General features: G+C 71.3%; 22 protein-coding genes, 1 tRNA gene and 1 pseudogene. 15 read left to right on the forward strand and 9 right to left on the reverse strand.

The genetic code is table 11. The features are described from left to right. Nucleotides 1-474 precede the first annotated feature (474 nt). Nucleotides 475-2,247, forward strand: a complete 1,773-nt coding sequence (locus tag ACVNF4_RS15040) for a S8 family peptidase (protein WP_461803299.1) — start codon at nt 475-477, stop codon at nt 2,245-2,247. A gap of 162 nt (nt 2,248-2,409) precedes the next feature. On the opposite strand, the gene ACVNF4_RS15045 is transcribed toward ACVNF4_RS15040, so the two are convergent. Next, complete coding sequence (locus tag ACVNF4_RS15045) at nt 2,410-3,057, reverse strand: ScbR family autoregulator-binding transcription factor (RefSeq protein ID WP_461803300.1); 648 nt, start codon at nt 3,055-3,057, stop codon at nt 2,410-2,412. A gap of 181 nt (nt 3,058-3,238) precedes the next feature. Here ACVNF4_RS15045 and ACVNF4_RS15050 point away from each other — a divergent pair, with 181 nt between their 5' ends. The 3 genes from ACVNF4_RS15050 to ACVNF4_RS15060 all read left to right on the forward strand — a co-directional run bounded on the left by ACVNF4_RS15050 (nt 3,239) and on the right by ACVNF4_RS15060 (nt 6,244). After that, nucleotides 3,239-4,156: a ScbA/BarX family gamma-butyrolactone biosynthesis protein gene (locus ACVNF4_RS15050; RefSeq protein ID WP_461803301.1), complete on the forward strand. Its 918-nt coding sequence runs from the start codon at nt 3,239-3,241 to the stop codon at nt 4,154-4,156. A gap of 72 nt (nt 4,157-4,228) precedes the next feature. Continuing rightward, nucleotides 4,229-4,885, forward strand: coding sequence for a ScbR family autoregulator-binding transcription factor (locus ACVNF4_RS15055; RefSeq protein ID WP_461803302.1), 657 nt, complete (start codon nt 4,229-4,231; stop codon nt 4,883-4,885). Nucleotides 4,886-5,065: 180 nt separating this feature from the next. Then, nucleotides 5,066-6,244, forward strand: coding sequence for a damage-control phosphatase ARMT1 family protein (locus ACVNF4_RS15060; RefSeq protein WP_461803303.1), 1,179 nt, complete (start codon nt 5,066-5,068; stop codon nt 6,242-6,244). 16 nt (nt 6,245-6,260) lie between these two features. Here ACVNF4_RS15060 and ACVNF4_RS15065 read toward each other — a convergent pair whose 3' ends face one another. Next, entirely contained in the window at nt 6,261-7,043 is a 783-nt protein-coding gene (locus ACVNF4_RS15065; RefSeq protein WP_461803304.1) for an alpha/beta fold hydrolase, read from the reverse strand. 150 nt (nt 7,044-7,193) lie between these two features. Between ACVNF4_RS15065 and cyc2 the strand changes: the two genes are divergently transcribed. Further along, complete coding sequence (cyc2, locus tag ACVNF4_RS15070; protein WP_461803305.1) at nt 7,194-9,368, forward strand: germacradienol/geosmin synthase Cyc2; 2,175 nt, start codon at nt 7,194-7,196, stop codon at nt 9,366-9,368. Nucleotides 9,369-9,472: 104 nt separating this feature from the next. Then, nucleotides 9,473-11,338, forward strand: coding sequence for an O-aminophenol oxidase PhsA (phsA, locus tag ACVNF4_RS15075; protein ID WP_461803306.1), 1,866 nt, complete (start codon nt 9,473-9,475; stop codon nt 11,336-11,338). Nucleotides 11,339-11,499: 161 nt separating this feature from the next. Here phsA and ACVNF4_RS15080 read toward each other — a convergent pair whose 3' ends face one another. Continuing rightward, nucleotides 11,500-12,234, reverse strand: a complete 735-nt coding sequence (locus tag ACVNF4_RS15080) for a CTP synthase C-terminal region-related (seleno)protein (protein ID WP_461803307.1) — start codon at nt 12,232-12,234, stop codon at nt 11,500-11,502. A 129-nt stretch (nt 12,235-12,363) separates the two neighbouring features. Between ACVNF4_RS15080 and ACVNF4_RS15085 the strand changes: the two are divergent. The 6 genes and pseudogenes from ACVNF4_RS15085 to ACVNF4_RS15110 all read left to right on the forward strand — a co-directional run. Beyond that, nucleotides 12,364-13,260, forward strand: a pseudogene (locus ACVNF4_RS15085) (sulfite oxidase); the annotation flags it as partial. Nucleotides 13,261-13,329: 69 nt separating this feature from the next. Continuing rightward, nucleotides 13,330-13,989, forward strand: a complete 660-nt coding sequence (locus tag ACVNF4_RS15090; protein WP_461803308.1) for a fasciclin domain-containing protein — start codon at nt 13,330-13,332, stop codon at nt 13,987-13,989. 130 nt (nt 13,990-14,119) lie between these two features. Further along, the gene (locus ACVNF4_RS15095) at nt 14,120-14,620 is read left to right on the forward strand and encodes an Asp23/Gls24 family envelope stress response protein (RefSeq protein ID WP_461803309.1); all 501 of its coding nucleotides are present in this window, start codon (nt 14,120-14,122) and stop codon (nt 14,618-14,620) included. A gap of 55 nt (nt 14,621-14,675) precedes the next feature. Beyond that, a complete protein-coding gene (locus ACVNF4_RS15100; protein ID WP_461803310.1) occupies nt 14,676-14,861 on the forward strand; it encodes a hypothetical protein in 186 nt (61 codons plus the stop codon). Beyond that, nucleotides 14,858-15,787: a DUF6286 domain-containing Asp23/Gls24 family envelope stress response protein gene (locus tag ACVNF4_RS15105; protein WP_461803311.1), complete on the forward strand. Its 930-nt coding sequence runs from the start codon at nt 14,858-14,860 to the stop codon at nt 15,785-15,787. The genes ACVNF4_RS15100 and ACVNF4_RS15105 overlap by 4 nt, the downstream gene beginning before the upstream one ends. Further along, complete coding sequence (locus ACVNF4_RS15110) at nt 15,784-16,341, forward strand: hypothetical protein (RefSeq protein WP_461803312.1); 558 nt, start codon at nt 15,784-15,786, stop codon at nt 16,339-16,341. Before ACVNF4_RS15105 ends, ACVNF4_RS15110 begins: the two co-directional genes overlap by 4 nt. 35 nt (nt 16,342-16,376) lie before the next feature. Here the strand turns inward: ACVNF4_RS15110 and ACVNF4_RS15115 are convergent, their stop codons facing one another. The 5 genes from ACVNF4_RS15115 to ACVNF4_RS15135 form a co-directional block, all read right to left on the reverse strand. After that, a complete protein-coding gene (locus ACVNF4_RS15115; protein ID WP_461803313.1) occupies nt 16,377-17,198 on the reverse strand; it encodes a DUF1295 domain-containing protein in 822 nt (273 codons plus the stop codon). Continuing rightward, on the reverse strand, nt 17,195-18,532 hold the full coding sequence (locus ACVNF4_RS15120; protein ID WP_461803314.1) for a class I SAM-dependent methyltransferase: 1,338 nt from the start codon (nt 18,530-18,532) through the stop codon (nt 17,195-17,197). The genes ACVNF4_RS15115 and ACVNF4_RS15120 overlap by 4 nt, the downstream gene beginning before the upstream one ends. After that, nucleotides 18,529-19,263 carry a DUF1365 domain-containing protein gene (locus tag ACVNF4_RS15125; protein ID WP_461803319.1) on the reverse strand — a complete coding sequence of 245 codons (735 nt, stop codon included), beginning with the start codon at nt 19,261-19,263 and terminating at the stop codon, nt 18,529-18,531. Before ACVNF4_RS15125 ends, ACVNF4_RS15120 begins: the two co-directional genes overlap by 4 nt. Further along, nucleotides 19,257-20,516 carry an NAD(P)/FAD-dependent oxidoreductase gene (locus ACVNF4_RS15130; protein ID WP_461803315.1) on the reverse strand — a complete coding sequence of 420 codons (1,260 nt, stop codon included), beginning with the start codon at nt 20,514-20,516 and terminating at the stop codon, nt 19,257-19,259. The genes ACVNF4_RS15125 and ACVNF4_RS15130 overlap by 7 nt, the downstream gene beginning before the upstream one ends. Nucleotides 20,517-20,724: 208 nt before the next feature. Further along, nucleotides 20,725-20,877 (reverse strand): hypothetical protein, encoded by a 153-nt coding sequence (locus tag ACVNF4_RS15135; RefSeq protein ID WP_461803316.1) that lies wholly within the window; start codon nt 20,875-20,877, stop codon nt 20,725-20,727. A gap of 147 nt (nt 20,878-21,024) precedes the next feature. On the opposite strand from ACVNF4_RS15135, the gene ACVNF4_RS15140 reads away from it, so the two are divergent. Beyond that, nucleotides 21,025-21,804, forward strand: coding sequence for a DUF5707 domain-containing protein (locus tag ACVNF4_RS15140; protein WP_461803317.1), 780 nt, complete (start codon nt 21,025-21,027; stop codon nt 21,802-21,804). A gap of 135 nt (nt 21,805-21,939) precedes the next feature. Here the strand turns inward: ACVNF4_RS15140 and ACVNF4_RS15145 are convergent. Continuing rightward, nucleotides 21,940-22,016 (reverse strand) — tRNA-Thr (locus ACVNF4_RS15145). Nucleotides 22,017-22,230: 214 nt separating this feature from the next. Between ACVNF4_RS15145 and ACVNF4_RS15150 the strand changes: the two genes are divergently transcribed. Both ACVNF4_RS15150 and ACVNF4_RS15155 read left to right on the forward strand, forming a co-directional pair. After that, on the forward strand, nt 22,231-23,316 hold the full coding sequence (locus ACVNF4_RS15150) for an ABC transporter ATP-binding protein (RefSeq protein WP_461803318.1): 1,086 nt from the start codon (nt 22,231-22,233) through the stop codon (nt 23,314-23,316). Nucleotides 23,317-23,548: 232 nt separating this feature from the next. Continuing rightward, nucleotides 23,549-24,007, forward strand: coding sequence for a hypothetical protein (locus ACVNF4_RS15155; protein ID WP_461803320.1), 459 nt, complete (start codon nt 23,549-23,551; stop codon nt 24,005-24,007). Nucleotides 24,008-24,057: the final 50 nt, after the last annotated feature.

The following is a 24,057-nucleotide window of genomic DNA, read 5'->3' on the forward strand; positions in this document are numbered from 1 at the left end:
CCGTGCGCGGCGGCGGGGCCCGCGGCGACGGCCAGCGCGGCGCAGGCGATCGCGGTGAGCGGGACCGAACGGTGACGGAACATGAGGGAACGCCTCCTGGGGAGCGGCTGCACCGGGTGTGTACGGCTGTGTCCGCGTCCGCGTTCAGCCGTGTTCGGAGATATGGCGCATCGGCTCGGAAAACACTTTCCGGAAAAGCGGCCGGAGCCTGACCGAAATCGGACATCTCCTGCTCAACTGCCCCTGGAAATGGGGTTCTCCTGGAGTGATCTAGGGTTTCCCCTGTATCGGGATGGCCAACTCTTTGCCTATCGTTCGACCACAGCCGACCCACAGGTAACCCCGAAACCGGTCGGTCTCCCCGCCTGGCCCGCCACAGCGCGCTCCCTCGATGCACCCCCTCCGCTTCGACGCCGAAGCGAATCGACCGCCGCTCCCGCCCCTGTGCCCGGAGCCGGCCACGAAAGGCTCTCCTTGCGCACTTCGCCCGCCCTGCGACGGCAGCTCATATCCGTCGCCGCCCTCTCCGCGGCCCTCCTCACCGGCTCGACCCTGCCGTCCGTCGCCGCCCCCGTGCGGCCCGCCGCACTCCCGGCCGTGCCCGCCGCGCAGACCGAGGCCGCCCCCGGCGTCACCGCCGAGCGCCTCATCGTCGGCTACAAGTCCGGCGCGGCCGAGGCCACGTCGAACAAGGCCGCCCAGGCCGACGCCACCGCGAAGGACGCCGACTTCGAGCGCCGCCTCGGCACCGGCGCCGCGCTCGTCGGCCTCGACGGCGCCTCGAAGGCGGACGTCGCCGACGTCGTCGCCCAGTACAAGGCCGACCCGTCCGTCGCCTTCGTCGTCCCGGACCGGCTGAACCGGCCGCAGGCCGACCCGAACGACACCGAGTACCGCAAGCAGTGGGACCTCTTCGAGACCACCGCCGGCATGAACGTTCCGGCAGCCTGGAACACCACCACGGGCACCGGCGTCACCGTCGCCGTCATCGACACCGGCTACGTCGCGCACTCCGACCTCGCCGCGAACATCGTCGGCGGCTACGACTTCATCTCCGACACCGCCGTCTCCGTCGACGGCGACGGCCGCGACAGCAACCCGGCCGACCCGGGCGACTGGTACAACGCGAACGACTGCGGCTCGGGCGTGCCCGCCTCCACGTCCTCCTGGCACGGCACCCACGTGGCCGGCACCATCGCCGCCGTCACGAACAACAACAAGGGCATCGCCGGTATCGCGTACGGCGCGAAGATCTCCCCGGTCCGCGTGCTCGGCAAGTGCGGCGGCTACGACTCCGACATCATCGACGCGATCACCTGGGCGTCCGGCGGCACCGTCTCCGGTGTGCCGGCCAACACCAACGTCGCCAAGGTCATCAACATGAGCCTCGGCGGGGACGGCGCCTGCTCGGCCGCCACGCAGAGCGCGATCAACGGCGCCGTGAGCCGGGGCACGACGGTCGTGGTGGCCGCGGGCAACGACAACGACAACGTCGCGAACCACAACCCGGGCAACTGCAACAACGTCATCTCCGTCGCCGCGACCAACCGCGCCGGCGCCAGGGCGTCGTACTCCAACTTCGGTTCCCAGGTGGACATCTCGGCGCCGGGCGGCGAGACGCGCTCCTCGACCGCGAACGGCATCCTCTCCACGCTGAACTCCGGCTCGAAGGGCCCGGTCGGCGAGAACTACGCCTACTACCAGGGCACCAGCATGGCCACGCCGCACATCGCGGGCCTCGTCGCGCTGCTGAAGTCGGCCAACCCCTCGCTGACCCCGGCCCAGATCGAGTCGGCCGTCAAGACCAACGCCCGCGCCCTGCCCGGGGCCTGCTCGGGCGGCTGCGGCGCGGGTCTCGCGGACGCCGCCAAGACCGTCGCGGCGGTGAGCGGTGGTGCGGGCGGCGCGGTGTTCTCCAACACCACCGCCGTCGCCGTCCCGGACAACGCCCCGGCGATCGAGTCCTCGATCTCCGTCACCGGCCGCACCGGCAACGCGCCCTCCGCCCTGAAGGTCGGTGTGAACATCACCCACCCCTACATCGGTGACCTCGTCATCGACCTGGTGGCCCCCGACGGCGGCACGTTCCGCCTGAAGGACAGCTCCTCCGACTCCACGGACAACCTGAACACCACGTACACGGTGAACGCGTCCGCGAAGGCCGCGAACGGCACCTGGAAGCTGCGTGTCCAGGACACGGCGGCGCAGGACGCGGGGACGCTGAACAGCTGGAAGCTCACCTTCTGAGAATCTGACGCCTTGTCAAAGGGGCCGATTTCTCAAGGTGGTCCGTAGAAGCGGGCGGGCCCGCCGGTGTGGATGGACACCGGCGGGCCCGCCCGCTTCTTGAAGGTCGTCGGCGGCCCTGAACGCCGCCGCGACCCCTCCGGAAACGTTTCTACGCGACGTCTACGAAGCCACCCGTTCCGGTGACCCCAGGACCCGCACCCCGCGGTCCGCCTTCGTGTCCAGCACGGGCAGCATCCCGGGTACGGCGATGCTCGGCAGTATGTGCGTCCACAGCACGGACAGCCGCTCACCGAGGTCCGCGCGCCCGGTCAGCGCCCGCGACATCAGCTGGATGCCGCCGAAGCAGCCGACGAGCAGCTCCACCGTCTGCCTGGGCTGCACCGTCGGCAGCAACTCACCCCGCTCCCGCGCCTGTTCCAGCAGTTCCTCCAGCCGCTGCGACCACTGCCGGAACGGCCCGCCGTGGTCGATGCTGCTCGGCGCCTCCTGGTCCACCGCCAGCCGGATGCTGCCTCGCAGCAGGGAGCTGGTCAGCAGGCGCTGTCCCACCACGAACGTCATGTCGATGATCTCCTGGAGCTTGCACGCCTGCGGCGGCACGATCCCGAACGGCACCTGCTCGTTGAGCACCGCCTGTGCCAGTGCCTCCTTCGACGGGAAGTGGAAGTACAGCGCGCCTTTGGTGACGTCGGAGCGTTCCAGGACCATGGCGATGGTGGTGGACGTGTACCCGTGCTCGTCGAAAACCTCACCGGCTGCTTCCACGATGGCCTGGCGCGTTCTGATGGCGCGCTCCTGTTTAGCCATAAGAGCCCCTCCGCGGAACCGAGTTGGCCGATCCCGCGATCGTGTGTCTGTTCGGCCCGATCATAAGATGCCGTCGACTGATCTCATTGATGCCAAACCGGTCTCCTCGTACTCTAACGTTCGCTGTGGGGACGATTCGCCGTCCGCCGTGGCAGGGCGGGGGGCCCGTGAGGAGGAAACGATGACCCGCCCGCGGCAGATCCCCGGCGCCTCGTTCCTGACGGCGACGGTCCCCCGGCAGTTCGTCCACCGGGCCTCCCTCGCCGAGACATTGCTCACCGACTGGCACCGCACCGCGTCCGACCACTTCACGGTCTATGCCCAATGGCCCCGCGCGCACGGCTTACACGTGTCTCCGGACTGGTGTTCCTATGATCCGCTGTTGGTGGTGGAGACGGTCCGGCAGGCCGGCACCCTGATCATGCACACCGAGTACGACGTGCCGCTGGACCGGCAGTTCGTGCTCAACGCGTTCCAAGTCGCCACGGATCCGCATGGGTTGGAGGTCGGTCCGCTGCCCGCCGAGCCCACCGTCGAACTAGCCTTCACCGACCTGCGCCTGAAGGGCCGGTGCCCCACCGCCTGCCGCTACACCGCCCGCGTGCTGTGCTGCGGTGAGCCGGTCGCCACTGCCGACGTCGCCTTCAGTTGCGTCGGTGAGGCCGTCTACCGCAGGCTGCGCGGCGGCCGGACCCCGGCCACGGTCAGGGCGATACCGCTGCCGCCGGGGGTGTCGCCGCAGGCCGTCGACCGGGCGTTGCCCACCGATGTCGTCCTCGCCCCGCCGAGCCGTGACGCGGGGATGGGGGGCGGGTGTTGGCAGTTGAGGGTAAATACCGCACACCCCGTTTTCTTCGATCACCCGCTCGACCACGTGCCCGGGATGCTCCTGCTGGAGGCGGCCCGGCAGGCGGCTCGTTTCACGCTGCCGGGAAAATATGCCCCCAGCGCATACCAGGCGGTCTTCCACAGGTACGCTGAGCTGGACGAACCTGTCTGGATCGAGGCTCATGACGCGGGCGGCGGACACTTCCAAGTCGTCGGCGTGCAGCGGGAGTCGGCCGTCTTCGAGTGTGGGGTCGACGCCGCCGCAGGGTGAGTTATTGTGTACAGCGGGTGAGAAACAAACGGCATGACCCGTTCTTTTACCGGCCCAGGAGTGAACTAGTCGATGGCGAGGCAGTTACGCGCCGAACAGACCCGCGCGACGATCATCACGGCAGCCGCCGACCTGTTCGACCGGCATGGCTACGAATCGACGAGCCTCAGTGACATCGTCGAGCACGCCCAAGTCACCAAGGGCGCCCTGTACTTCCACTTCGCGGCGAAGGAGGACCTCGCCCACGCGATCATGGAACTCCAGTCCCAGGCCTCGCAGCGCGTCGCGGGCGAGATCGACAACCGCGGCTACTCCTCCCTCGAAGCGCTGATGCGCCTGACGTTCGGCCTGACCCGGCTGTCCGTCGAAGGCCCCATCGCCCGCGCCGGGTTGAGACTCGCGACCGGGGGAGTGGCGGTGAGACCGCCCCTGCGGCACCCCTTCTCCGAGTGGCTGGAGCTGGTCACCCGCGGTCTGTCGGGTGCGGTCCGCGAGGCGGACATACACCAGGACGTCGACCTCGACGCCGTCGCCCACTCGATCGTCTGCTTCTTCGTCGGCACCCGCGTCGTCGGCCGCTCCCGAGAGGCGTCCGGCCGGCTCCCGCGCCGGATGGCGGAGATGTGGTACGTCCTCATCCGCGGCCTCGTCCCGGTACCCCGCCGCCCCCGCTACCTGAGCCTCGTGTCCCGGCTGGAACGGGAGATCACGGCGGCGTGCGTGTCCTGAGGGGCGGCTGGGCGCCGTGGGCCTGCGGAGCGGGTGTCCTGAAAGCGTTTCAGGAAGCGTTTCCGACAAGACCGGCGGGGGACGGGTGGTGCACGGCGGACACGCGGGTCCGCCGTGCAGGTGTGGGGCGTGGCGCGGGCGGCCGGTGACGGGGCCGAACCGCGCGATACGGTGATCCGCATGCCCCGCACCCCCACCCCGCCCGTGCTCCTCGGCGACGAACCCGGCTCCTTCCGCCGCTCCGTCCTCTCCGACCGGCACCCCGCGATCATCCGCCAGGTGCGCGAGGCGTTCCCGTACGACGCCGGCGTGACCGACGCCCTCGACGCCCTCTCCGCCAACTGCACGCAGGGCGCGCTCGAACCGCTCCCGGACGACGCCCCCGACCTCGGCCGCTGGCGGTCCTGGGGGCTGGACGCCCTGGTCGGCACCTCCTGGTACGACGTCCCCTGGCTCTGGTCGGAGAGCTATTTCTATCGCCGGCTCCTCGACGCCGTCGGCTACTTCGCCCCCGGCGTCTGGCAGGGCATCGACCCCTTCCGCCCGGTCAAACTGGCGGAACTCGAATCCCCCGACACGGACGGGGAGTTGGCCGCCCTCGACGCCCTGACGGACCTCTCCGCCGAGGAGCGCGGCCGGGCCCTGCTGCACGGCTCCCTCTGGGGCAACCGCGCCGACCTGGGGTTCCGTCTCTCCGACGCCGGGGCCGAGGAACGGGCCGCCGTACCGGGGCTGGTCGCCGACGACAGCGACGCGCTGTGGGCGGCACTGGAGGGCGCGGCCGGCGTGTGCCTCGTCGCGGACAACGCCGGCCGTGAACTCGTCCCCGATCTCCTGCTCCTCTCCCACCTGTTGACGGAGCGTCAGATCCGGCGGGCCGTCCTGCACGTCAAGCCGTACCCCTACTACGTCTCCGACGCGACGCACGCCGACGTCCTCGACGCCGTCCGCAAGCTGATCGCCGCGTCCGGCGCCGCCGGTGAACACGGCCGACGGCTGTGGGCCGCCCTCTCCGACGGCACCCTCACCGTCCGCGCGCACCCCTTCTCCGCCTCGCCCCTGCCCTACGCCGACATGCCGGACGACCTGCGCGCCGACTTCGCCTCGGCCTCCGTCACGATCCTCAAGGGGGACCTCAACTACCGGCGGCTGGTGGGGGATCGGCTGTGGCCGCCGACCACGCCGTTCGCGGAGGTCACGGAGTACTTTCCGGGGACCGTGGCGGCGTTGCGGACCCTCAAGTCCGATGTGATCACCGGGCTTTCGGCTCGGACGGAGGCGGCGTTGACGGCACGTGAGGGGCAGGGGTGGCGGATCGGAGGGACTCGGGCGTTGATCCAGGTGCGGAAGGGGAGTTGAGGCGGCGGAGGGCGCCTCAGTCGTCGTCCGGGTCCGCCCTCAGGAAGTCCTCCATCACCCGGATCAGCTCCAACGGCGTCTCGTCCATGGCGTAATGACCCGCCGACGCCAGCTCGTGCGACTCCGCGTTCGGGTACCACGCCAGCCACGTCCGCCGCATCAAGTCGGCCGACAGGGCCGGGTCCAGAGCGCCCGTGACCGCGAGGGACGGGACCGGGGAGCCCTCGGTGTCCGGGTGGAAGTCCTCGCGGGCCCAGGAGTCGAGCCAGGCACGGAACGCCCTCGCGTCGCTGACGGCGAGGGAGCGGGCGACCATGCGGTCCAGCCAGGCGGCGGGGCGCCGGCCGCCGGTCGTGACGTCGAGGATCGTCCGGCGGTTCGCGGAGCGGCTGTCGGCCTCGGCGAACAGCGTCCACTGCTCCGGCGGCAGGTCGAGCCCCGACGCGGGCACCGGCGAGACGCCCACCAACCGCCGTACCCGGTCGGGGACTTGAGCCAGGAGTCGCTGGCCGATCGCGCCGCCCATCGAGTGGCCGACGACCGAGAAGCGCGCCCAGCCCAGCCGGTCGGCGAGGGCCACGAGGTCGGCGGCGGCCTCGCCCGTGGTGAACGCGCCGTCCGCGCCGCGGGCCTCGCCGTAGCCGCGCAGGTCGACCAGGGCGTACTGGAACGACGTCCGGTCGAGGTCGGGGAGGACGGGGGCGTAGGCCGTGCGGTCGGCGAGCCAGCCGTGCACCGCGAACACCTTGTGGGCGCCGGTGCCGTGCAGTTCGTGGGGGAGTGTGAAAGGGGTCGTCATACGGGTCAGGGTGGGGGGAGGCGGGGCCGGTGGGAAGGGGGCGTTCCCCCGGCGGGGCCTTCGTACAGTTTTCCGGGACGGATTCACGCGATGGTGTGATCATGTGCCGCCGTCCGGATGTCCCCACGGGGCCCTGGGTAGGGCCCGGCCATGACTCAGCCGTTCGAACTCCCGCACTTCTACATGCCGCACCCCGCGCGGCTGAACCCGCACGTCGAACAGGCCCGCGCGCACTCGACGGAGTGGGCGCGCGGCATGGGCATGCTGGAGGGGTCGGGCATCTGGGAGCAGGCCGACCTCGAAGCGCACGACTACGGCCTGTTGTGCGCGTACACCCACCCCGACTGCGACGCGGACGCGCTCTCGCTGATCACCGACTGGTACGTGTGGGTGTTCTTCTTCGACGACCACTTCCTCGACATGTACAAACGCACCCCCGACCGCGCGGCCGGCAAGGCCCACCTGGACCGGCTGCCGCTGTTCATGCCGCTGGACCCGGCGGCCCCCGTCCCCGAGCCCCGCAACCCCGTCGAGGCCGGGCTCGCGGACCTGTGGGCGCGGACCGTCCCGGCGATGTCGCAGGACTGGCGGCGCCGGTTCGCCGTCGCCACCGAGCACCTGCTCAACGAGTCGATGTGGGAGCTGTCCAACATCGACGAGGGGCGCATCGCCAACCCCGTCGAGTACATCGAGATGCGCCGCAAGGTCGGCGGCGCCCCCTGGTCGGCGGGGCTCGTCGAGTACGCGACCGCCGAGGTCCCGGCCGCCGTCGCGGGGACCCGGCCGCTGAGGGTGCTGATGGAGACGTTCTCCGACGCCGTGCACCTGCGCAACGACCTGTTCTCCTACCAGCGGGAGGTGCAGGACGAGGGGGAGAACAGCAACGGCGTCCTCGTCCTGGAGACGTTCTTCGGCTGCACGACGCAGGAGGCCGCCGACACCGTCAACGACATCCTGACCTCGCGGCTGCACCAGTTCGAGCACACCGCGTTCACCGAGGTCCCGGCCGTCGCCCTGGAGAAGGGGCTGCGCCCGGACGAGGTGGCCGCGATCGGCGCGTACACCAAGGGGCTCCAGGACTGGCAGTCCGGCGGCCAGGAGTGGCACATGCGCTCCAGCAGGTACATGAACGAGGGTGCCCGCCAGGCGAACCCCTGGGAGCGGCTGACCGGCCCCGGGACGTCCGCCGCCGGGATCGGCACGCTCCTCGCGACGGCCGCCGCCCAGCGCACGCGCGCGTACACGCACGTGCCGTACGAAAAAGTCGGCCCGTCCCTGCTGCCCGAGCTGCGGATGCCGTACGAGGTGGAGCTGAACCCGCACCTGGAGGGCGCCCGCGTGCGGCTCGTGCCCTGGATGCACGCCATGGGCATGCTGGAGGAGGGCGTCTGGGACGAGGACCGGCTGCGCGCCGCCGACCTGCCGCTGTGCGCCGCGGGCATCGGCCCGCGCGCGGACGCCGGTGAACTGGACCTGAGCTCCCGGTGGCTCGCCTGGGGGACGTACGCGGACGACTACTACCCCCTCGTCTTCGGCAGGCGCGGCGACTTCGCGGGCGCGCGCGTGGCCACCGCCCGCCTCTCGGCCTGCATGCCCGTCGACGGGGAGGCGACGCCGGTGATCCCGGCGAACGGGCTGGAGCGCGGTCTCGTCGACCTGTGGGCGGACACGGTGGCGGACATGACGCCGCAGGAACGTGCCTCCTTCAAGGCGGCCGTCGACACGATGACCGAGAGCTGGCTCTGGGAGCTGTCCAACCAGCTCCAGAACCGGGTCCCCGACCCCGTCGACTACCTGGAGATGCGCCGCGCCACCTTCGGCTCCGATCTGACGATCGCCCTGGCCCGCCTCGGCCACGGCTCCGCCGTACCACCCGAGGTCTACGCGTCCGGGCCCGTGCGCGCGCTGGAGAACTCCGCCATCGACTTCGGCGCCCTCCTCAACGACGTCTTCTCGTACCAGAAGGAGATCGAGTACGAGGGCGAGCTGCACAACGCGATCCTCGTCGTCCAGAACTTCTTCGGCTGCGACTACCCGACGGGCGTGCGCATCGTCGCCGACCTGATCAACCAGCGCATGCGGCAGTTCGAGCACATCGTGGCCCGTGAACTGCCCGTCCTGTACGACGACTTCGACCTGTCCGCGGAGGCGCGTGCGGCGATGAACCGTTACGTCGGCGCTCTGCGGCACTGGATGTCCGGGGTCCTGAACTGGCATCGCGAGGTGGACCGGTACAAGGCGGACCACCTCGCCGCGCGCGCCCACGGGTTCCTCCCGGACCGGGGCCCGGCGGCCTTCGGACGGATCAATCCGGTGTTTTCATAACTTTTTCTTGCGGAATGGGACATTCACTGAACCTCGGAGAGGCCTGCTGAGTCTTCTGAGGTGAGGGGAATGTCCCATCCGACACACTACGGGGGTAGTGGCTGATGACCGACACCGTCGACAAGATCACCGAGAACGACATCGCGGACGACACCAAGCTCGCGGCGGAGCAGGAACTGACGCCGTTCGTCGCCCCGCTGACCGTCCCGCCGGTCCTGCGTCCCGCCCAGGGGGACGTCACGCGGGAGACCGAGATCGCCCTGCGCCCTGCGTGGGTGCGCCTGCACCCCCAGCTCCCGCCGACCCTGATGTGGGGTTACGACGGCGTGGTGCCGGGCCCCACCATCGAGGTGCGCCGGGGCCAGCGCGTGCGCATCGCGTGGACCAACCGCATCCCCGAGGGGAGCGAGTACCCCGTCACCGCCGTGGAGGTCCAGCGTGCGGGGACGACGACCGTACCGGGCCGCGAGGGCGTCGAACCGAACAAGGACGTCGCCGCCCTGCCCGCCTGGTCCGTCACCCACCTCCACGGCGCCCAGACGGGCGGCGGGAACGACGGCTGGGCCGACAACGCCGTGGGCTTCGGCGACGCCCAGCTCTCCGAGTACCCGAACGACCACCAGGCCGTCCAGTGGTGGTACCACGACCACGCCATGAACATCACGCGATGGAACGTGATGACGGGCCTCTACGGCACGTACCTGATCAGGGACGACGAGGAGGACGCCCTCGGCCTGCCCTCCGGAGCCCGCGAGATCCCGCTGCTGCTCGCCGACCGCAACCTCGACACCGACGAGGACGGCCGCCTCAACGGCCGCCTGCTGCACAAGACGCAGATCGTCGGCGTCAGCGAGGAGACCGGCAAACCCGTCTCGATCCCGTTCAGCGGCCCGTACTCCACGGTCAACGGCCGCATCTGGCCCTACGCCGAGGTCGAGGCCGGCTGGTACCGCTTCCGCCTGGTCAACGCGTCGAACGGGCGCATCTACAACCTCGTCCTGCTCGACGAGGAGGGCCTCCCGGTCCCCGGCGTCGTCCACCAGATCGGCAGCGACGGCGGCCTCCTGCCGCGCCCGGTGCCGATCGACTTCGACGCCGCGATGCCCGTGCTGACCGCCGCCCCGGCGGAGCGCTTCGACCTCCTCTTCGACCTGCGCGGACTGGAGGGGCGCACCCTACGGTTGGTCAACAAGGGCCCGAACCAGGCGCCCGGCGTGCCCGACCCGGCGGGTGACGTCCGCTACCCGGACGTCATGGAGTTCCGCGTCGGCGAGGCGGGCGAACCCGACACCTTCGAGCTTCCCGAGGTGCTCTCCGGCTCCTTCCGCCGCATCAGCCACGACACGGAGCACGAGCACCGGATGATCGTCCTCACCCCGCCGGGCACCAAGGGCGGCGGCGGGCACCCGGAGATCTGGGAGATGCAGCTCCTGGAGAACGCCGACGGCATCCAGTTCCCGGCCGACGGGATCATCCAGATCGCCGGGGCGGACGGCGTGCCGAAGACGTACCGCCGGATCGCCCGCACCTTCAACGACGGCCTGGGCTTCACCGTCGCCGAGGGCTCCTACGAGCAGTGGACCTTCCTCAACCTCGCACCGTTCGCCCACCCCATGCACATCCACCTCGCGGACTTCCAGATCATGGGCCGCGACGTCTACGACGGGTCGGGCTTCCGCCCCGAGGCCGGCGGCACCGCCACCCCGATCGCCCTCAAGCCGGACATCGTGCCGATCCCGGCCAACGAACAGGGCTACAAGGACGTCTTCCGCGCCCTCGGCGGCCAGGGCCTGCGGGTCATGGGCACCTTCGACGGCGCCTACGGACGCTTCATGTACCACTGCCACTTCCTGGAGCACGAGGACATGGGCATGATGCGCCCCTTCGTCGTCCTGCCCCCGGAGGCGCTGAAGTTCGACCACGGTGCCGGCGGGCACCACGGCGGCGGACACGGGGGTCACACGGGCTGACGGGGTGCGCGGGGGCGGCGTGTGACGGGCGGTCGGTCCGCCACACGCGGCTCCTGGCGGGCCGGGCGGCACGCGGGTGAGGGGTGGGGTGAGGGCCGTCGGGGTCGGCCGGTCGTCACGTGCCGCTCTCCGGGGGGCGGCACGCGCGTCCCGCACATCTCTTACGCGCCGCTGCCGACCGGCCGGCCCGCCCGGGTGCGTGCCGCCTGTTCCACGGCGGCTCGGGCCAGTGCCCGGATCACCGGGTGCGGGTGCGGGCCGCCGCCGGACAGCTCCGGCTGGAAGAGGGTCGCGAGGAAGAAGGGGTGGCCGGGGAGTTCGGCGACCCGGGGTTCGCCCGCCTCGTCGCGGCCCGAGAAGCGCAGGCCGTGCGCGGTGAGGGCGTTCTCGTGGCGCGCGAGGCCGTACCGGCAGGAGTAGCGCTCCACGCTGCGGTCCGAGCCGATGACGGTGTGGGCGAGTGAACCCGGCGCAAGGAGGACGGCTCCCTCGTGTCCCTCCAGGGAACAGGCGAGGGGCTCGAACAGGGGTTCCTCGGCGTCGGGGTCGTTCTCCGCGTGCGCGGCGTCCGGCAGGCCGGCCACGTTCCGCGCGAACTCCAGCAGCGCGTGCTGGAACCCGCCGCAGGTCCCGAGGAACGGCACCCCGGCGGTACGCGCGTGCCGGACCGCCGCCACCGCGCCCTCCTCGCTGCGGTACGGGCTCCCCGGCACGACCCACACCGCGTCGAACCCCTGGAGGGCCCCCTCCCGCGCCGCGTCCTCGGTGGGGATCCAGTAGGCGTCCAGGACGAGCCGGTCGTGGACCGCGAGGGCGTCGAGCAGGAGCGGGACACGGGTGTGCGAGACGACGTGCGGGGAACGGTCCCCGACCAGGGCGATACGGGCTGTTGTCATGCCGTCCATCCTGGAAAACGGACCCGGTTCACGTCCAACGATGATTCCTGTACTCCCGATAAGCAGAACTGATGACACCCTGCGGTCATGGACCCGCACCTCCTGCGCACCTTCGTCGCCGTCACCCGCCTCAGCCCGTTCGTCACCCCCAACGCGGACTTCTACCGCGTCGACACCGCCCTGGTGGTGCCCGAGGTGGACGCGACGTCGTGGCGGCTGCGCATCCACGGCACGGGCGTCACCCGCCCGGTCACGCTCTCCTACGACGATCTCCTGCGCCGTGACCTGGTCGAGCGGGACATCACGCTCACCTGTGTCTCCAACGAGGTCGGCGGCCCCTATGTCGGCAACGCGCGCTGGACCGGCGTACGCCTGGCGGATCTGCTGGCCGAGTCCGGGGTGAGGCCGCCCTCGAAGGGTGGTCCCGCCGATCAGCTGGTGGCCCGTTCCGTGGACGGCATGACGATCGGCAGCCCGGTCGAGGACGTGATGGACGGCCGCGACGCCCTCCTCGCCCTCGGCATGAACGGCGAACCCCTGCCGTTCGCGCACGGCTTCCCGGTCCGCATGGTGGTGCCCGGCCTGTACGGGTACGTCTCCGCCTGCAAGTGGATCAAGGACATCGAGCTCACCACGTTCGACTCCTACGACCCCTACTGGGTCAGGCGCGGCTGGGCCCGCAGGGCGCCGGTCAAGACGGAGTCGCGCATCGACACACCGAAGCCGTTCGCCCGCCCCACAGCGGGCACGGTGATGGTCGCCGGCGTCGCCTGGGCCCAGCACCGAGGCATCGACAGGGTAGAGATCCGCGTCGACGACGGCCCCTGGCAGGAGACCCGGCTCGCCGCCGAGGACACGGCCGACACCTGGCGCCAGTGGTCCTTCCCCTGGCAGGCCACCAGAGGCGGCCACACCCTCACCGTCCGGGCCACCGACCGCACCGGCGCGGTGCAGACCGAGGAACGCACCCGCACGATCCCCGACGGCGCGAGCGGATGGCACTCCGTGGTCGTGACGGTCGACTGACCCCCCGAACCCTTTCCCCTTCCCCATGACGAGGCAGCTCAGGCTGCGCCGACCAACAGGAGAACCACCATGAACACCCGTATCCGCCGTACCGCCGTGGCCCTCGCCGCCTCGGCCGTCCTGCCCTTCGCCCTGAGCGCCTGCTCCGACAGCGGCTCCGGCTCCGCCGCGTCCGACTCCTCGCCGAAGCCGGCGGCGTCGGCGTCCGCCTCGGACGACGGCATGACCGGTCCCGGCAGCGGCACCGCCACGGACAAGCCGTTCGGTTCGGCCTGTTCCGCCGTGCCCGCGAGCGGTGCCGGTTCCTTCGACGGCATGGCCAAGGACCCGGTCGCCACCGCCGCCTCCAACAACCCGGCCCTGTCCACCCTGGTGGCCGCGGTGAAGAAGGCCGGCCTGGTCGACACCCTCAACAACGCCCAGAACATCACCGTGTTCGCGCCGACGAACGACGCCTTCGCGAAGATCCCCAAGGCCACCCTCGACAAGGTCCTGAACGACAAGGCCCAGCTCACGAAGATCCTCACCTACCACGTCGTCGGCCGGAAGCTCACGCCGAAGGACCTGGAGAAGGGCTCCTTCGAGACTCTGGAGAAGTCGAAGCTGACGACCTCCGGTTCCGGCGAGTCCTACACCGTCAACAGCTCCGCCGGTGTGCTCTGCGGCAACGTCCAGACCGCCAACGCCACCGTCTACATCATCGACAGCGTCCTGATGCCGACCGCCTGACCCGGCGTCACCGGCGGGGTGCCGCACGTGCGGCACCCCGCCGATCTGTCTCCGGTCCCGCGTCACAACCGTGCCCGGACCGGGTCCGACGGAGTGAGAGCCCATCGAGGACGAGCCGAGAGGAACTCACATGACCACGCACACAGCACCCGCCCCCAAGGACCTGTCCACCCCGCGGACCGGCAGGCCGCCCCACACCACCGCCGTGTCCGGGGGCACGGCCGGGGCCGACCAGCCCGCACCCGACCGGGGCCGTACCTCCATCGCCGACGTCGTCGTCGTGAAGGTGGCCGGCATCGCGGCCCGCGAGATCCCCGGGGTGTACGACATGGGCGGCGGCCTCTCCCGCACCATCGGCGCCGTCCGCGACCGCGTCCCCGGCGGCCGGCCGAACGTCGGACGCGGCGTCAAGGTCGAGGTGGGCGAACGTCAGACGGCGGTCGACCTGGACCTCGTCGTCGAGTACGGCGTCTCCGTCATGGACGTGGCCCGGGACGTCCGGGAGAACGTGGTCGACGCGGTGGAGCGAATCACCGGTCTGGAGGTCGTCGAGGTCAACATCACCGTCAACGACGTCCACCTGCCCGACGAGGACGAGTCCGAGAACACCGCCGGTTCCCGGGTGGAGTGACGGCGCCGGGGCACGCGGCACACGGTGAGTCGTACGAGGTGAGAGGCACAGGGACATGAGCACACCAGCGGTGGGGACGACCGCGGGCATGGCGCTGGCGTTCGCCGGCTTCTTCGGCGGGTTCGGCGCCTTCCTGCTCGTGGCCGCGCTCGGCGGCCTGGGCTGGGCGCTGGGCCGGTGGATCGAGACCGGCGGCGGCGTCCGGGACGTACGCGACGCGTTCGAGCGGAACCGGCGATGACGGCCCCGGCCGAGCGGGGCACCACCACCGTCTCGCGGCGGGCCGTGCGCCGGATCGCCGAGCGGGCGGCCACCGAGACACTCCCGCGAGGGGACGCCTCCCGGACGACCGGGTCCACGGCGTCCGTGCGCGGCGGGCGGGCGGAGCTCTCCCTCGGGGTGACGCTGCCCTACCCGGCTCCCCTCGCCGACACCCTGCGGGACGTCCAGCGCCATGTCGCCGCGCGCACCGGGCAGTTGACGGGACTGGACGTGACATCAACCCGGATCACGGTCACCTCACTGACCGCGCTCCGGGGACCGGCGTCCCCTGTTCCGCAGAGCGACGAGGGCCGTGCACCCCGCCGCTGGTGGTCCCAGCGGCGGGTCCCCGTCGCCGCGCTCACGGCGTCGGCCGCCGCGGCCTGTGGTGCGCTCGCCTTCGACCTGGTCCAGGTGCACACCGCTCACCGGACGGCCGCGCCCTGGCGGGTCCGGGCCGTGGACTGGCTGTCGGAGCACGGTCCGGGCGATCCGGCCGTGGTCGCCGCCGGCGCGCTGACCGCCCTGCTCGGTGCCTGGCTGATCCTGCTCGCGACGACCCCCGGGCGCCGTCACCAGTCCACGGTACGGACGTCCGCCGCCCGCACGGACGTGGCGGTGGACCGTTCCGTGGTGCGGTCGCTCGTGCATGACGCGGTGGCGGACGTGACGGGGACCGGGACGGTACGCGTACGGGTACGCGGGCGCCGCGTCACCGTCCGGGCCGGTCTCCGCTTCGGCGACCGGACGCACACGCGGGACGCCGTCGAGTCCGCCGCACGGGCCGTCCTGACCGCCTGCGACCTGCGCCGCGTCCCTCGGCTGCGGGCCACCGTCGTCCCGGAGCCGGACTGGCGCCCGCCCCTCCAGCCGGTGCAGAGAGCGGACTCGGGAGGCGACACGTGACGGGGCGTGCCCGTACGACCGTCAACCGGACCGTCCTCGCCGTCGCCGGGCTCACCATGCTCCTGGCGGGCGCATGGCTCGCCCTCACCGGCGGCCCCCTCCGGCCGGCCACGGGGACCGTCCTGCTGAACCCCGCCCGTCCGGCACAACTGCGTACCGAAAGCTGGTGGACCCCCACCGTCCTGGCCACGTCGATCGCCCTGACCGTGCTCCTCGCGTACTGGTCCCTCGCGCAGCTCCGCTCGGGCCCCACCCGGCACCTCACCCTGCCCTCTCCCGGCTCGACGGTCCGCCCCCAGGCCCTCGCGGAGGCCCTGAGCACACGCGCCGCGACCGTACCCGGCGTCGCCCGCGCCCGTGCCCGCGTACTGCACCGCCGCCGACGTCTGGAGGTCGGTCTGCGTGTCTGGCTGCACCCGGGCACGCCCCCGCACACCGTCCTGCCCGCGCTCCGAGCCGTGCTCGCCGAGGCCGAGCGGGCGACCGCGCCGTACACCTCGTACACCCGGGTCCGGCTGAGCACGCCGTCGCACCGGAGGTCCCGTGTCCGCTGAACCGAGGGAGCGCCTGAGGCGGATCGGCCGGCCCGTCACCGTCGACCCCGCCGTGTGCCCCGCTTCGGCGGCCGGGGGAAGAAGCCGCTGGTGCGGGCCCGGTACTCGGCGTAGCCGGGCCGGTCGGCCAGGTGCCGTTCCAGCAGCCGCTTCCCGCTGCCCCGGGTCAGCAGCAGGCTCATCACCAGCGGCGACACGGCGGACACGGCAGCCGCCACCGGGGAGTCACAGACGAGCAGGAACAGACCCCACCAGACGCAGAGGTCACCGAAGTAGTTGGGGTGCCGGGTCCACGCCCACAACCCCCGGTCCATGATCCGGCCGCGGTGAGCGGGATCGGCCTTGAACCGGGCGAGCTGCGCGTCACCGACCGCCTCGAAGCCCGCCCCCACCGCCCACAGCGCGACCCCCGCCCAGGCGAGGAACGACGGCCGGCCGGGCACGTACTGGGCCACCTGCACGGGCAGGGACACCAGCCACACCAGGGCGCCCTGGAGCAGGTAGACCATGCGCAGGGCGTACGCGTCGCGGCTGCCGGGCGCCTTCGCGAGCATCGCCTCGTACCGCGGGTCCTCGCCGTGCCCCCTGCCCCGACGGGCGATGTGCACCGCCAGCCGCAGCCCCCAGACCGCCGTCAGTACGGTCGCCAGCAGCCGTCGTACGGGATCGCCGTGCCCGGCGGACACCGCGAAGGTCACGGCCGCCACCGCCGTGAAGCCGATCCCCCAGGCGACGTCCACGATCCGGTGCAGGCGCGCGCGGACCGCGACGGCGAAGGTGACGAGCATGACCGCCAGGGCCGCGGCGGCGGACCAGGCCAGGTTGAGCGCGAACGCGTCCCACGGGAAGGCGTTCACAGATCCTCGTACCGAGCGCTCGACGTGGACGGCACACCGGCCGCGCCGACGGCTCCCGGCGGTACGGCGCGGATCTCCTTGGTGAACAGGTACTGCTGGACATCGAGGTAGCCGGAGCGGAACCCGGCCTCGGAGTAGGCCAGGTAGAAGGTCCACAGACGGCGGAAGGTCTCGTCGAAGCCGAGGGCGGTGACCTCGTCGGCCCGTTCGGTGAACCGCTCGCGCCACAGGCGCAGCGTCTCGGCGTAGTGGGCGCCGAACGCGTCGCGGCGGGACAGGCGGAGCCGGGTGTGCTCGCGGGCGGTGCCCTCGATCGCCTCGACGGAGGGGATGAGGCCGCCGGGGAAGACGTACTTGTGGATCCAGGTGAAGGTGTCACGGGAGGCGAGCATCCGCTCGTGGGGCATGGTGATCGCCTGGAGCGCCACCCGGCCGCCCGGGGCGAGCCGTTCGTCGAGGGTGCGGAAGTAGGCCGGCCAGAACTCCGCGCCGACCGCCTCGATCATCTCCACGCTGACGACGGCGTCGTACTCCCCGTCCGCCTCCCGGTAGTCGCACAGTTCGATCGAGACGCGGCCTTGGACGCCCGCCGCGCGCACGCGTTCCAGAGCCAGGGCCCGCTGCTCGGCGGAGAGGGTGAGCGAGGTGACGCGGGCGCCTCGGGAGGCCGCGCGCAGGGCCAGTTCGCCCCAGCCGGTGCCGATCTCCAGCAGGCGGGTGCCCTCGCCGACGCCCGCGAGGTCGAGCAGCCGGTCGATCTTGCGGTGCTGGGCGGCCTCCATCAGGTCCCAGCTCGCCGGGAAACCGCGGAAGACGGCCGAGGAATAGCTCAGGGTGCCGTCGAGGAAGAGGGCGAACAGGTCGTTGGACAGGTCGTAGTGGCGGCTGATGTTGGCGCGGGAGCCGTCGGGGGTGTTGCGTTCCTCGTGCGGGTGCCTCGGTGCCCACAGTCCGCGCAGGCGTTGCAGCGGGGCCGGGACCAGGTCGGCGACGTGTCCGGCGAGCACGGTGAGGGCGGCGACCAGGTCGGGGGCGTCCCATTCCCCGGCCATGTAGGACTCGCCGAACCCGACGAGACCGGCGGTGCCGATCCGGGCGTGGAAGGCCGCCGGGTCGTACACCTCCAGGAGCGGGCCGCCCGCGCCGGTGCCGTCACGTCCGGCGAACCGGGTCCGCAGCGGCAGTCCGTCCAGGGCCCGGCGGACGAGCGCGGCGGTCATGGCGGTACGCGGCCACGAGGAGGCGGGGACGGTGGACACGTCCGGCCAACGGGCCGCGTCGGCGGGCGCGGCGGCAAGGGCCGGGTCGGTGCTTCGGGGCTCGGCGGATCTCATGTCACGTTCTCCGGGGCACGGTGGTCGTCGGTCCGGGGCTGGACGGGCAGGCCCCGCAGGTGGAGGCGGATGCCGTGGAAGCGGATCGCGGCCGACACGGCGAGGGTGGACCACGGGTGGCGCAGGGCCAGCCGCAGCAGGTTCGGGACGGTCGGTGTACGGCGGACGCCGTGGACGGTGGCCGTCAGGGCGCGGCCGTCCTCGCGGTCCAGGTGCAGGGTCAGGCCGAGCACGGGTCCGGGACGCGGCAGCCGCATGCGGTAGCGGCCGTCGACGGGGAAGAACGGCGAGACGTAGAACTCCTTGTCGGCGCGGGCCGTCCCCGTGTCGTCCGGGTGCAGGAGGTAGGCGTGCCGGCCGCCGTAGGTGTTGTGGACCTCGGCGACCACGCAGCGCGGTTCGCCGTCGGGGCCGTGACACCAGTAGAGGGTGATCGGGTTGAACACGTACCCGAACACCCGGGCGTGGGTGAGCATCACCACCTGACCGCCCTCCAGATCGACGCCGTGCCCGGCGAGGAAGGCGTCGAGGGCGGCGCGGAGGGACGGCCCGTCACCGGTGAAGTGGTCGCGGGGGTCGAACCGGGCCAACGGCCTCAGGAGGAAGGGCAGTCGGGGCGGACGGTCGGGGTCGACGAGCCACATGTAGGTGCGGTGGCGCAGTGTGTACCGCCGGGGGACGGTCCGTACGTGGCGGATCGTGCAGGCGTACAGGGCGGCGGTGTTCACCAGCGCACCCCCAGCGCGGCGGCGGCCTCGACGCCGGAGCGGCAGCCGTCCTCGTGGAACCCCCAGCCGTGGTAGGCGCCCGCGAACACGCAGACGGGACCGGCCAGTTCGGGCAGTCGCCGCTGGGCGGCCACCGACTCCGGGGTGTAGACGGGATGTTCGTAGACCATGCGGGCCAGCACGCGGCCGGGGTCGACACGGTCCTCGCCGCCGAGGGTGACGACGAACGTCTCGGCGGCGTCGAGGCGTTGCAGCCGGTTCATGTCGTAGCTGACCCGCACACGGCCGGCGTCCGCCGTGCAGGACGGCATGAGGTAGTTCCAGGAGGCGCGGGCGCCACGGGCGCGGGGCAGGAGCCGGGTGTCGGTGTGCAGGAGGGTGGTGTTGCGCGAGTAGCGGAACGCGCCGAGCACCTCCCGCTCCCGGTCGGTCGGATCGGCGAGCAGCGGCAGCGCCTGGTCCGGGTGGACCGCGATCACCACGGCGTCGTACGGCTCGGTGGTGCCGTCGACGGCGGTCACCTCGGCGCCGTCGGAGTGGCGGCGCACCGCCCGGACGGGGGTGCCGGTGCGGATCTCGCCGATGTGCTCGGCGGCCCGGTCGACGTACTGGCGGGAACCGCCGGTGACCGTGCGCCACACCGGTGATCCGCCGACCGACAGCAGCCCGTGGTGCTCCAGGAAGCGGAACAGGTAGGCGGCCGGGTAGCGCAGGGCGGTGACGGCGTCGCAGGACCACACGGCCGACACCACGGGCGTCATGAAGTGGGAGCGGAAGTAGGCCGAGAAGCCCTCCCGGTCCAGGAACTCACCCAGGGTGAGGCCCTGTTGCCCCTCGCGGGCGAGCAGCCTCCGGGCCGCCCGGTGGAACGCGGGGACCTCGGTGAGCAGCCGCAGATACGGCCCGCGCAGGAGGTTGCGGGGCCGGGCGAGCAGCCCGGTGAGGCCTCGGGCACCGGCGTACTCCAGCCCGCATCCCTCGCACCGCACCGACATGCTCATCTCCGACTCCTGTGTGGCGACACCGAGTTCGTCGAAGAGCCGCAGCAGATGCGGATAGGTGCGGCGGTTGTGCACGATGAACCCGGAGTCCACGCGGTGCACCCGCCCGTCGTACGACGAGGTCAGCTCATGGGTGTGCGCGTGTCCGCCGAGCCGGTCGTCCGCCTCGTACAGGGTGACGTGGCAGGTCCGGCCCAGGATGTACGCGGCGGTCAGCCCCGCCACACCGGAGCCCACCACCGCTGTCCGCCTCATCCTCGTTCCTCCCGGGTTCGCGATCAGGTCCACGCGTAATCCGGATCAGGTCGCGTCGCGGATTGGCGGGGAGGCGCATCAGATTCCGGGGGCCTCACGGGCACTGCCGGTGAGCCGGGGGTCAAGGGGCACAGGGCTCGATCAGCGGCAGTCCGGCCGATCTCCGACACGGCAAGTGGGCGAGCCCCCCTGGGCGTGAAACCGCTGTCTACTCGGCGCGCTGCACGAGGCGGTCCGCGAGCGCGGTGACGATGTTGTGCGGCCCGGCCCCTGTCCTCTTGCCGAGCATCCTGGCCATGGCGCCGCGACAGAGCGTGGACGGAAGACCGGTCAGTCGCAGCAGGGTCGGTTCGCCGGGCACCCGCGCCACATGAGGGCACCGCCTAAACGTGACATCGAACACATGGTCGACAGAATCACGTTTTCCGTACAACCAATTCCGTCTCCTGTGGATCTGGCCATGGGAGCCAACCGGCTCCATGACCACTCCATGCGGGGGAACCCACCTATGCGTATCCGAGCCGCCGGCGCCATCGTCTCCGGCGCCCTGGCCCTGTCCGCCTTCGCCGTCCCGGCCGCCCACGCCGACGCGGGCCGCGGCGACACCAAGATCTCGAACGTCGTGGTCAACGGGGGCAAGCCCGTCGTCGTCGGCGCGACCGGGAGCAAGACCTTCCCCGTGACCTTCACCGTCACGGACGACTCGGGCGTCGACTGGGCGCAGGCGATCCTGTACCACGGCCCGAGCATCGATGGGGCCGACAGCGGTGCGGTCGCCAACACGAGCGACCAACGGTCCAAGTGCACCAAGGTCAGCGCCACCACGTCGACCTGCACCGCGACCTACACCCTGAAGGCCCAGGCCAACCTCATCAACAAGGTGGCCGGCACGTGGAAGATCTGGGCGATCGCCCGGGCCAAGGACACCAACTACGTCCAGCGGGACAACGCCAAGACCTTCCAGGCCCAGCGTCAGTCCAAGCTGACGGTCAACGCCGCCCCGAAGCGGGTGAAGAAGGGCAAGACCATCACCGTCACCGGTGCGCTGACCCGGGCCGACTGGGACGCGGCCAAGTTCTCCGGCTACAGCGGCCAGTCGGTCAAGCTCCAGTTCCGCAAGAACGGCTCCAGCGGCTACACCACGCTGAAGACCGTCAAGACGGACTCCAGGGGCAACCTGAAGGCCACGACCCCCGCGACGGCGGACGGCTCCTACCGCTTCACCTTCGCGGGCAACGCCGGCACCTCTGAGGTCGCCGCCGCAGGTGCCTTCGTCGACGTGCAGTAGGCGGTAAGCAGTACCGATCCGGCCCCGGAAGCATCCAGCCTCCGGGGCCTTTGGGCCGCCACCGGTGGACCATGGAACGCACCACTTCCTGGCCTTCACCAGGCGTGCTGGGCAACACGAGGTCGCCCATTGTGTTGGAGCCCCCTGTCGGATTCGAACCGACGACCTACGCATTACAAGTGCGTTGCTCTGGCCAGCTGAGCTAAGGAGGCGTGGCGTACGGGAAGCCGTGCGCGACCCGTGCAGTGTACCCAAGCCCCCACGGCGTCCTGTCGAAAATTTCCGCGAAGTTCACAGTCCCCCAGGTACTGACATAGGGGAAAACGCGAGGTAGCGTCCTGAGGCAGTCCACCCGTGGACTACACCACCACCTTCCTACAACGGATCGTCCGGCACGTTCCTGCCGGTAGAAGGGGGCCTAGCACCATGGCCACTGTGTCTTTCGACAAGGCGACCCGGATCTACCCGGGCTCCGAGAAGCCCGCCGTCGACGCGCTCGACATCCAGATCGAGGACGGGGAGTTCCTGGTCCTCGTCGGCCCGTCGGGCTGCGGAAAGTCGACCTCCCTGCGGATGCTCGCGGGTCTTGAGGACGTCAACGGCGGAGCCATCCGCATCGGCGACCGCGACGTCACGCACCTGCCGCCCAAGGACCGGGACATCGCCATGGTGTTCCAGAACTACGCGCTGTACCCGCACATGTCGGTCGCCGACAACATGGGCTTCGCCCTGAAGATCGCCGGCGTCCCGAAGGCGGAGATCCGCGCGAAGGTCGAGGAAGCCGCGAAGATCCTCGACCTCACCGAGTACCTGGACCGCAAGCCGAAGGCCCTCTCCGGCGGTCAGCGCCAGCGTGTCGCGATGGGCCGCGCGATCGTCCGCGAGCCGCAGGTCTTCCTCATGGACGAGCCGCTGTCGAACCTCGACGCGAAGCTCCGCGTGAGCACCCGTACGCAGATCGCGTCCCTCCAGCGCCGCCTCGGCATCACGACCGTCTACGTCACCCACGACCAGGTCGAGGCCATGACGATGGGCGACCGCGTCGCGGTCCTCAAGGACGGTCTGCTCCAGCAGGTCGACACCCCGCGCAACATGTACGACCGCCCGGCGAACCTCTTCGTCGCCGGCTTCATCGGCTCCCCGGCGATGAACCTCGTCGAGGTCCCGATCGCCGACGGCGGCGTGAAGTTCGGCGCCTCGGTCGTCCCGGTCGAGCGTGACGCCCTTGCCGGCACCACCGACAAGACGGTCACCGTCGGTGTCCGCCCGGAGCACTTCGACGTCACCACCGAGTCCGGCAAGGGCCTCGCGGTCACCGTCAACGTCGTCGAGGAGCTCGGCGCCGACGCGTACGTCTACGGCACCGCCAAGGTCGGCGACGAGTCGAAGGACCTGGTCGTCCGGGTCAGTGGCCGTGAGGTCCCGGAGAAGGGCTCCACCCTCTCCGTCGTCCCGCGCGCGGGCGAGACCCACGTCTTCTCCACCTCGACGGGCGCCCGCCTGTCCGACTGACGACGTCAGGCATGAGGAGGGCCCCGCGGCCGGGAGGTTGCGGGGCCCTTTCGCGTGTGCCAGCGTGTGCCGGAAAGTGTGCGGAAAAACCCCGGCAATCGCGACTTTTGGGTCACCGGCGTCAACCTTTACCCAATATCCGCCACTTCATCGTCGCCCATTCGGGTGACTAAATGTCTCTGATTCATTACTGGGCGCTACCATCTGTCGCGTGAAGCACTCGAAGCGCTCCGTGGAGCACACCACCACGCGGACGCGACGCGGCGGCCGGGGTCCCGCCCGCCGGATCGGTCGCTCCCTCGCCTTTGTCCTGCCCGTCGTCATGGTGCTCTCCGGGACCCTCGCGGTGACCCGGGTCAACTGGACCGGGAGCCCGTCGGAGTCGGTGCTCACCGCGTCCGACGTCTCCGCTCCCCGCACCGGACACGGCAGCGCCGCCAGCGCCCCCCAGGACGTCCTGCGCGACCAGCTCCTCACGGAGCTCCAGCAGAAGGACCCCGGCATCGCCCTGACCCACCTCCAGCAGGCGGTCAACGGCAAGCCGGCGCTCGCGAAGCACTGCGCGTCCATCGCCCGAGCCCTCGGCCGCGCCGCCGTCCGCGCCTACGGCCCGAGCCGCGCCCAGTCCTTCTCCCGCCCGGTCTGCGACACGTCGTTCGCGTCGGGCGTCCTCGCGGCGCACACCGGCTGAGGCCCACGCGGGTCGAGCGCGGCGGACGACGCCGGCACCAGCGACCGCCG

This window comes from Streptomyces sp. S6 (genome assembly GCF_054880855.1).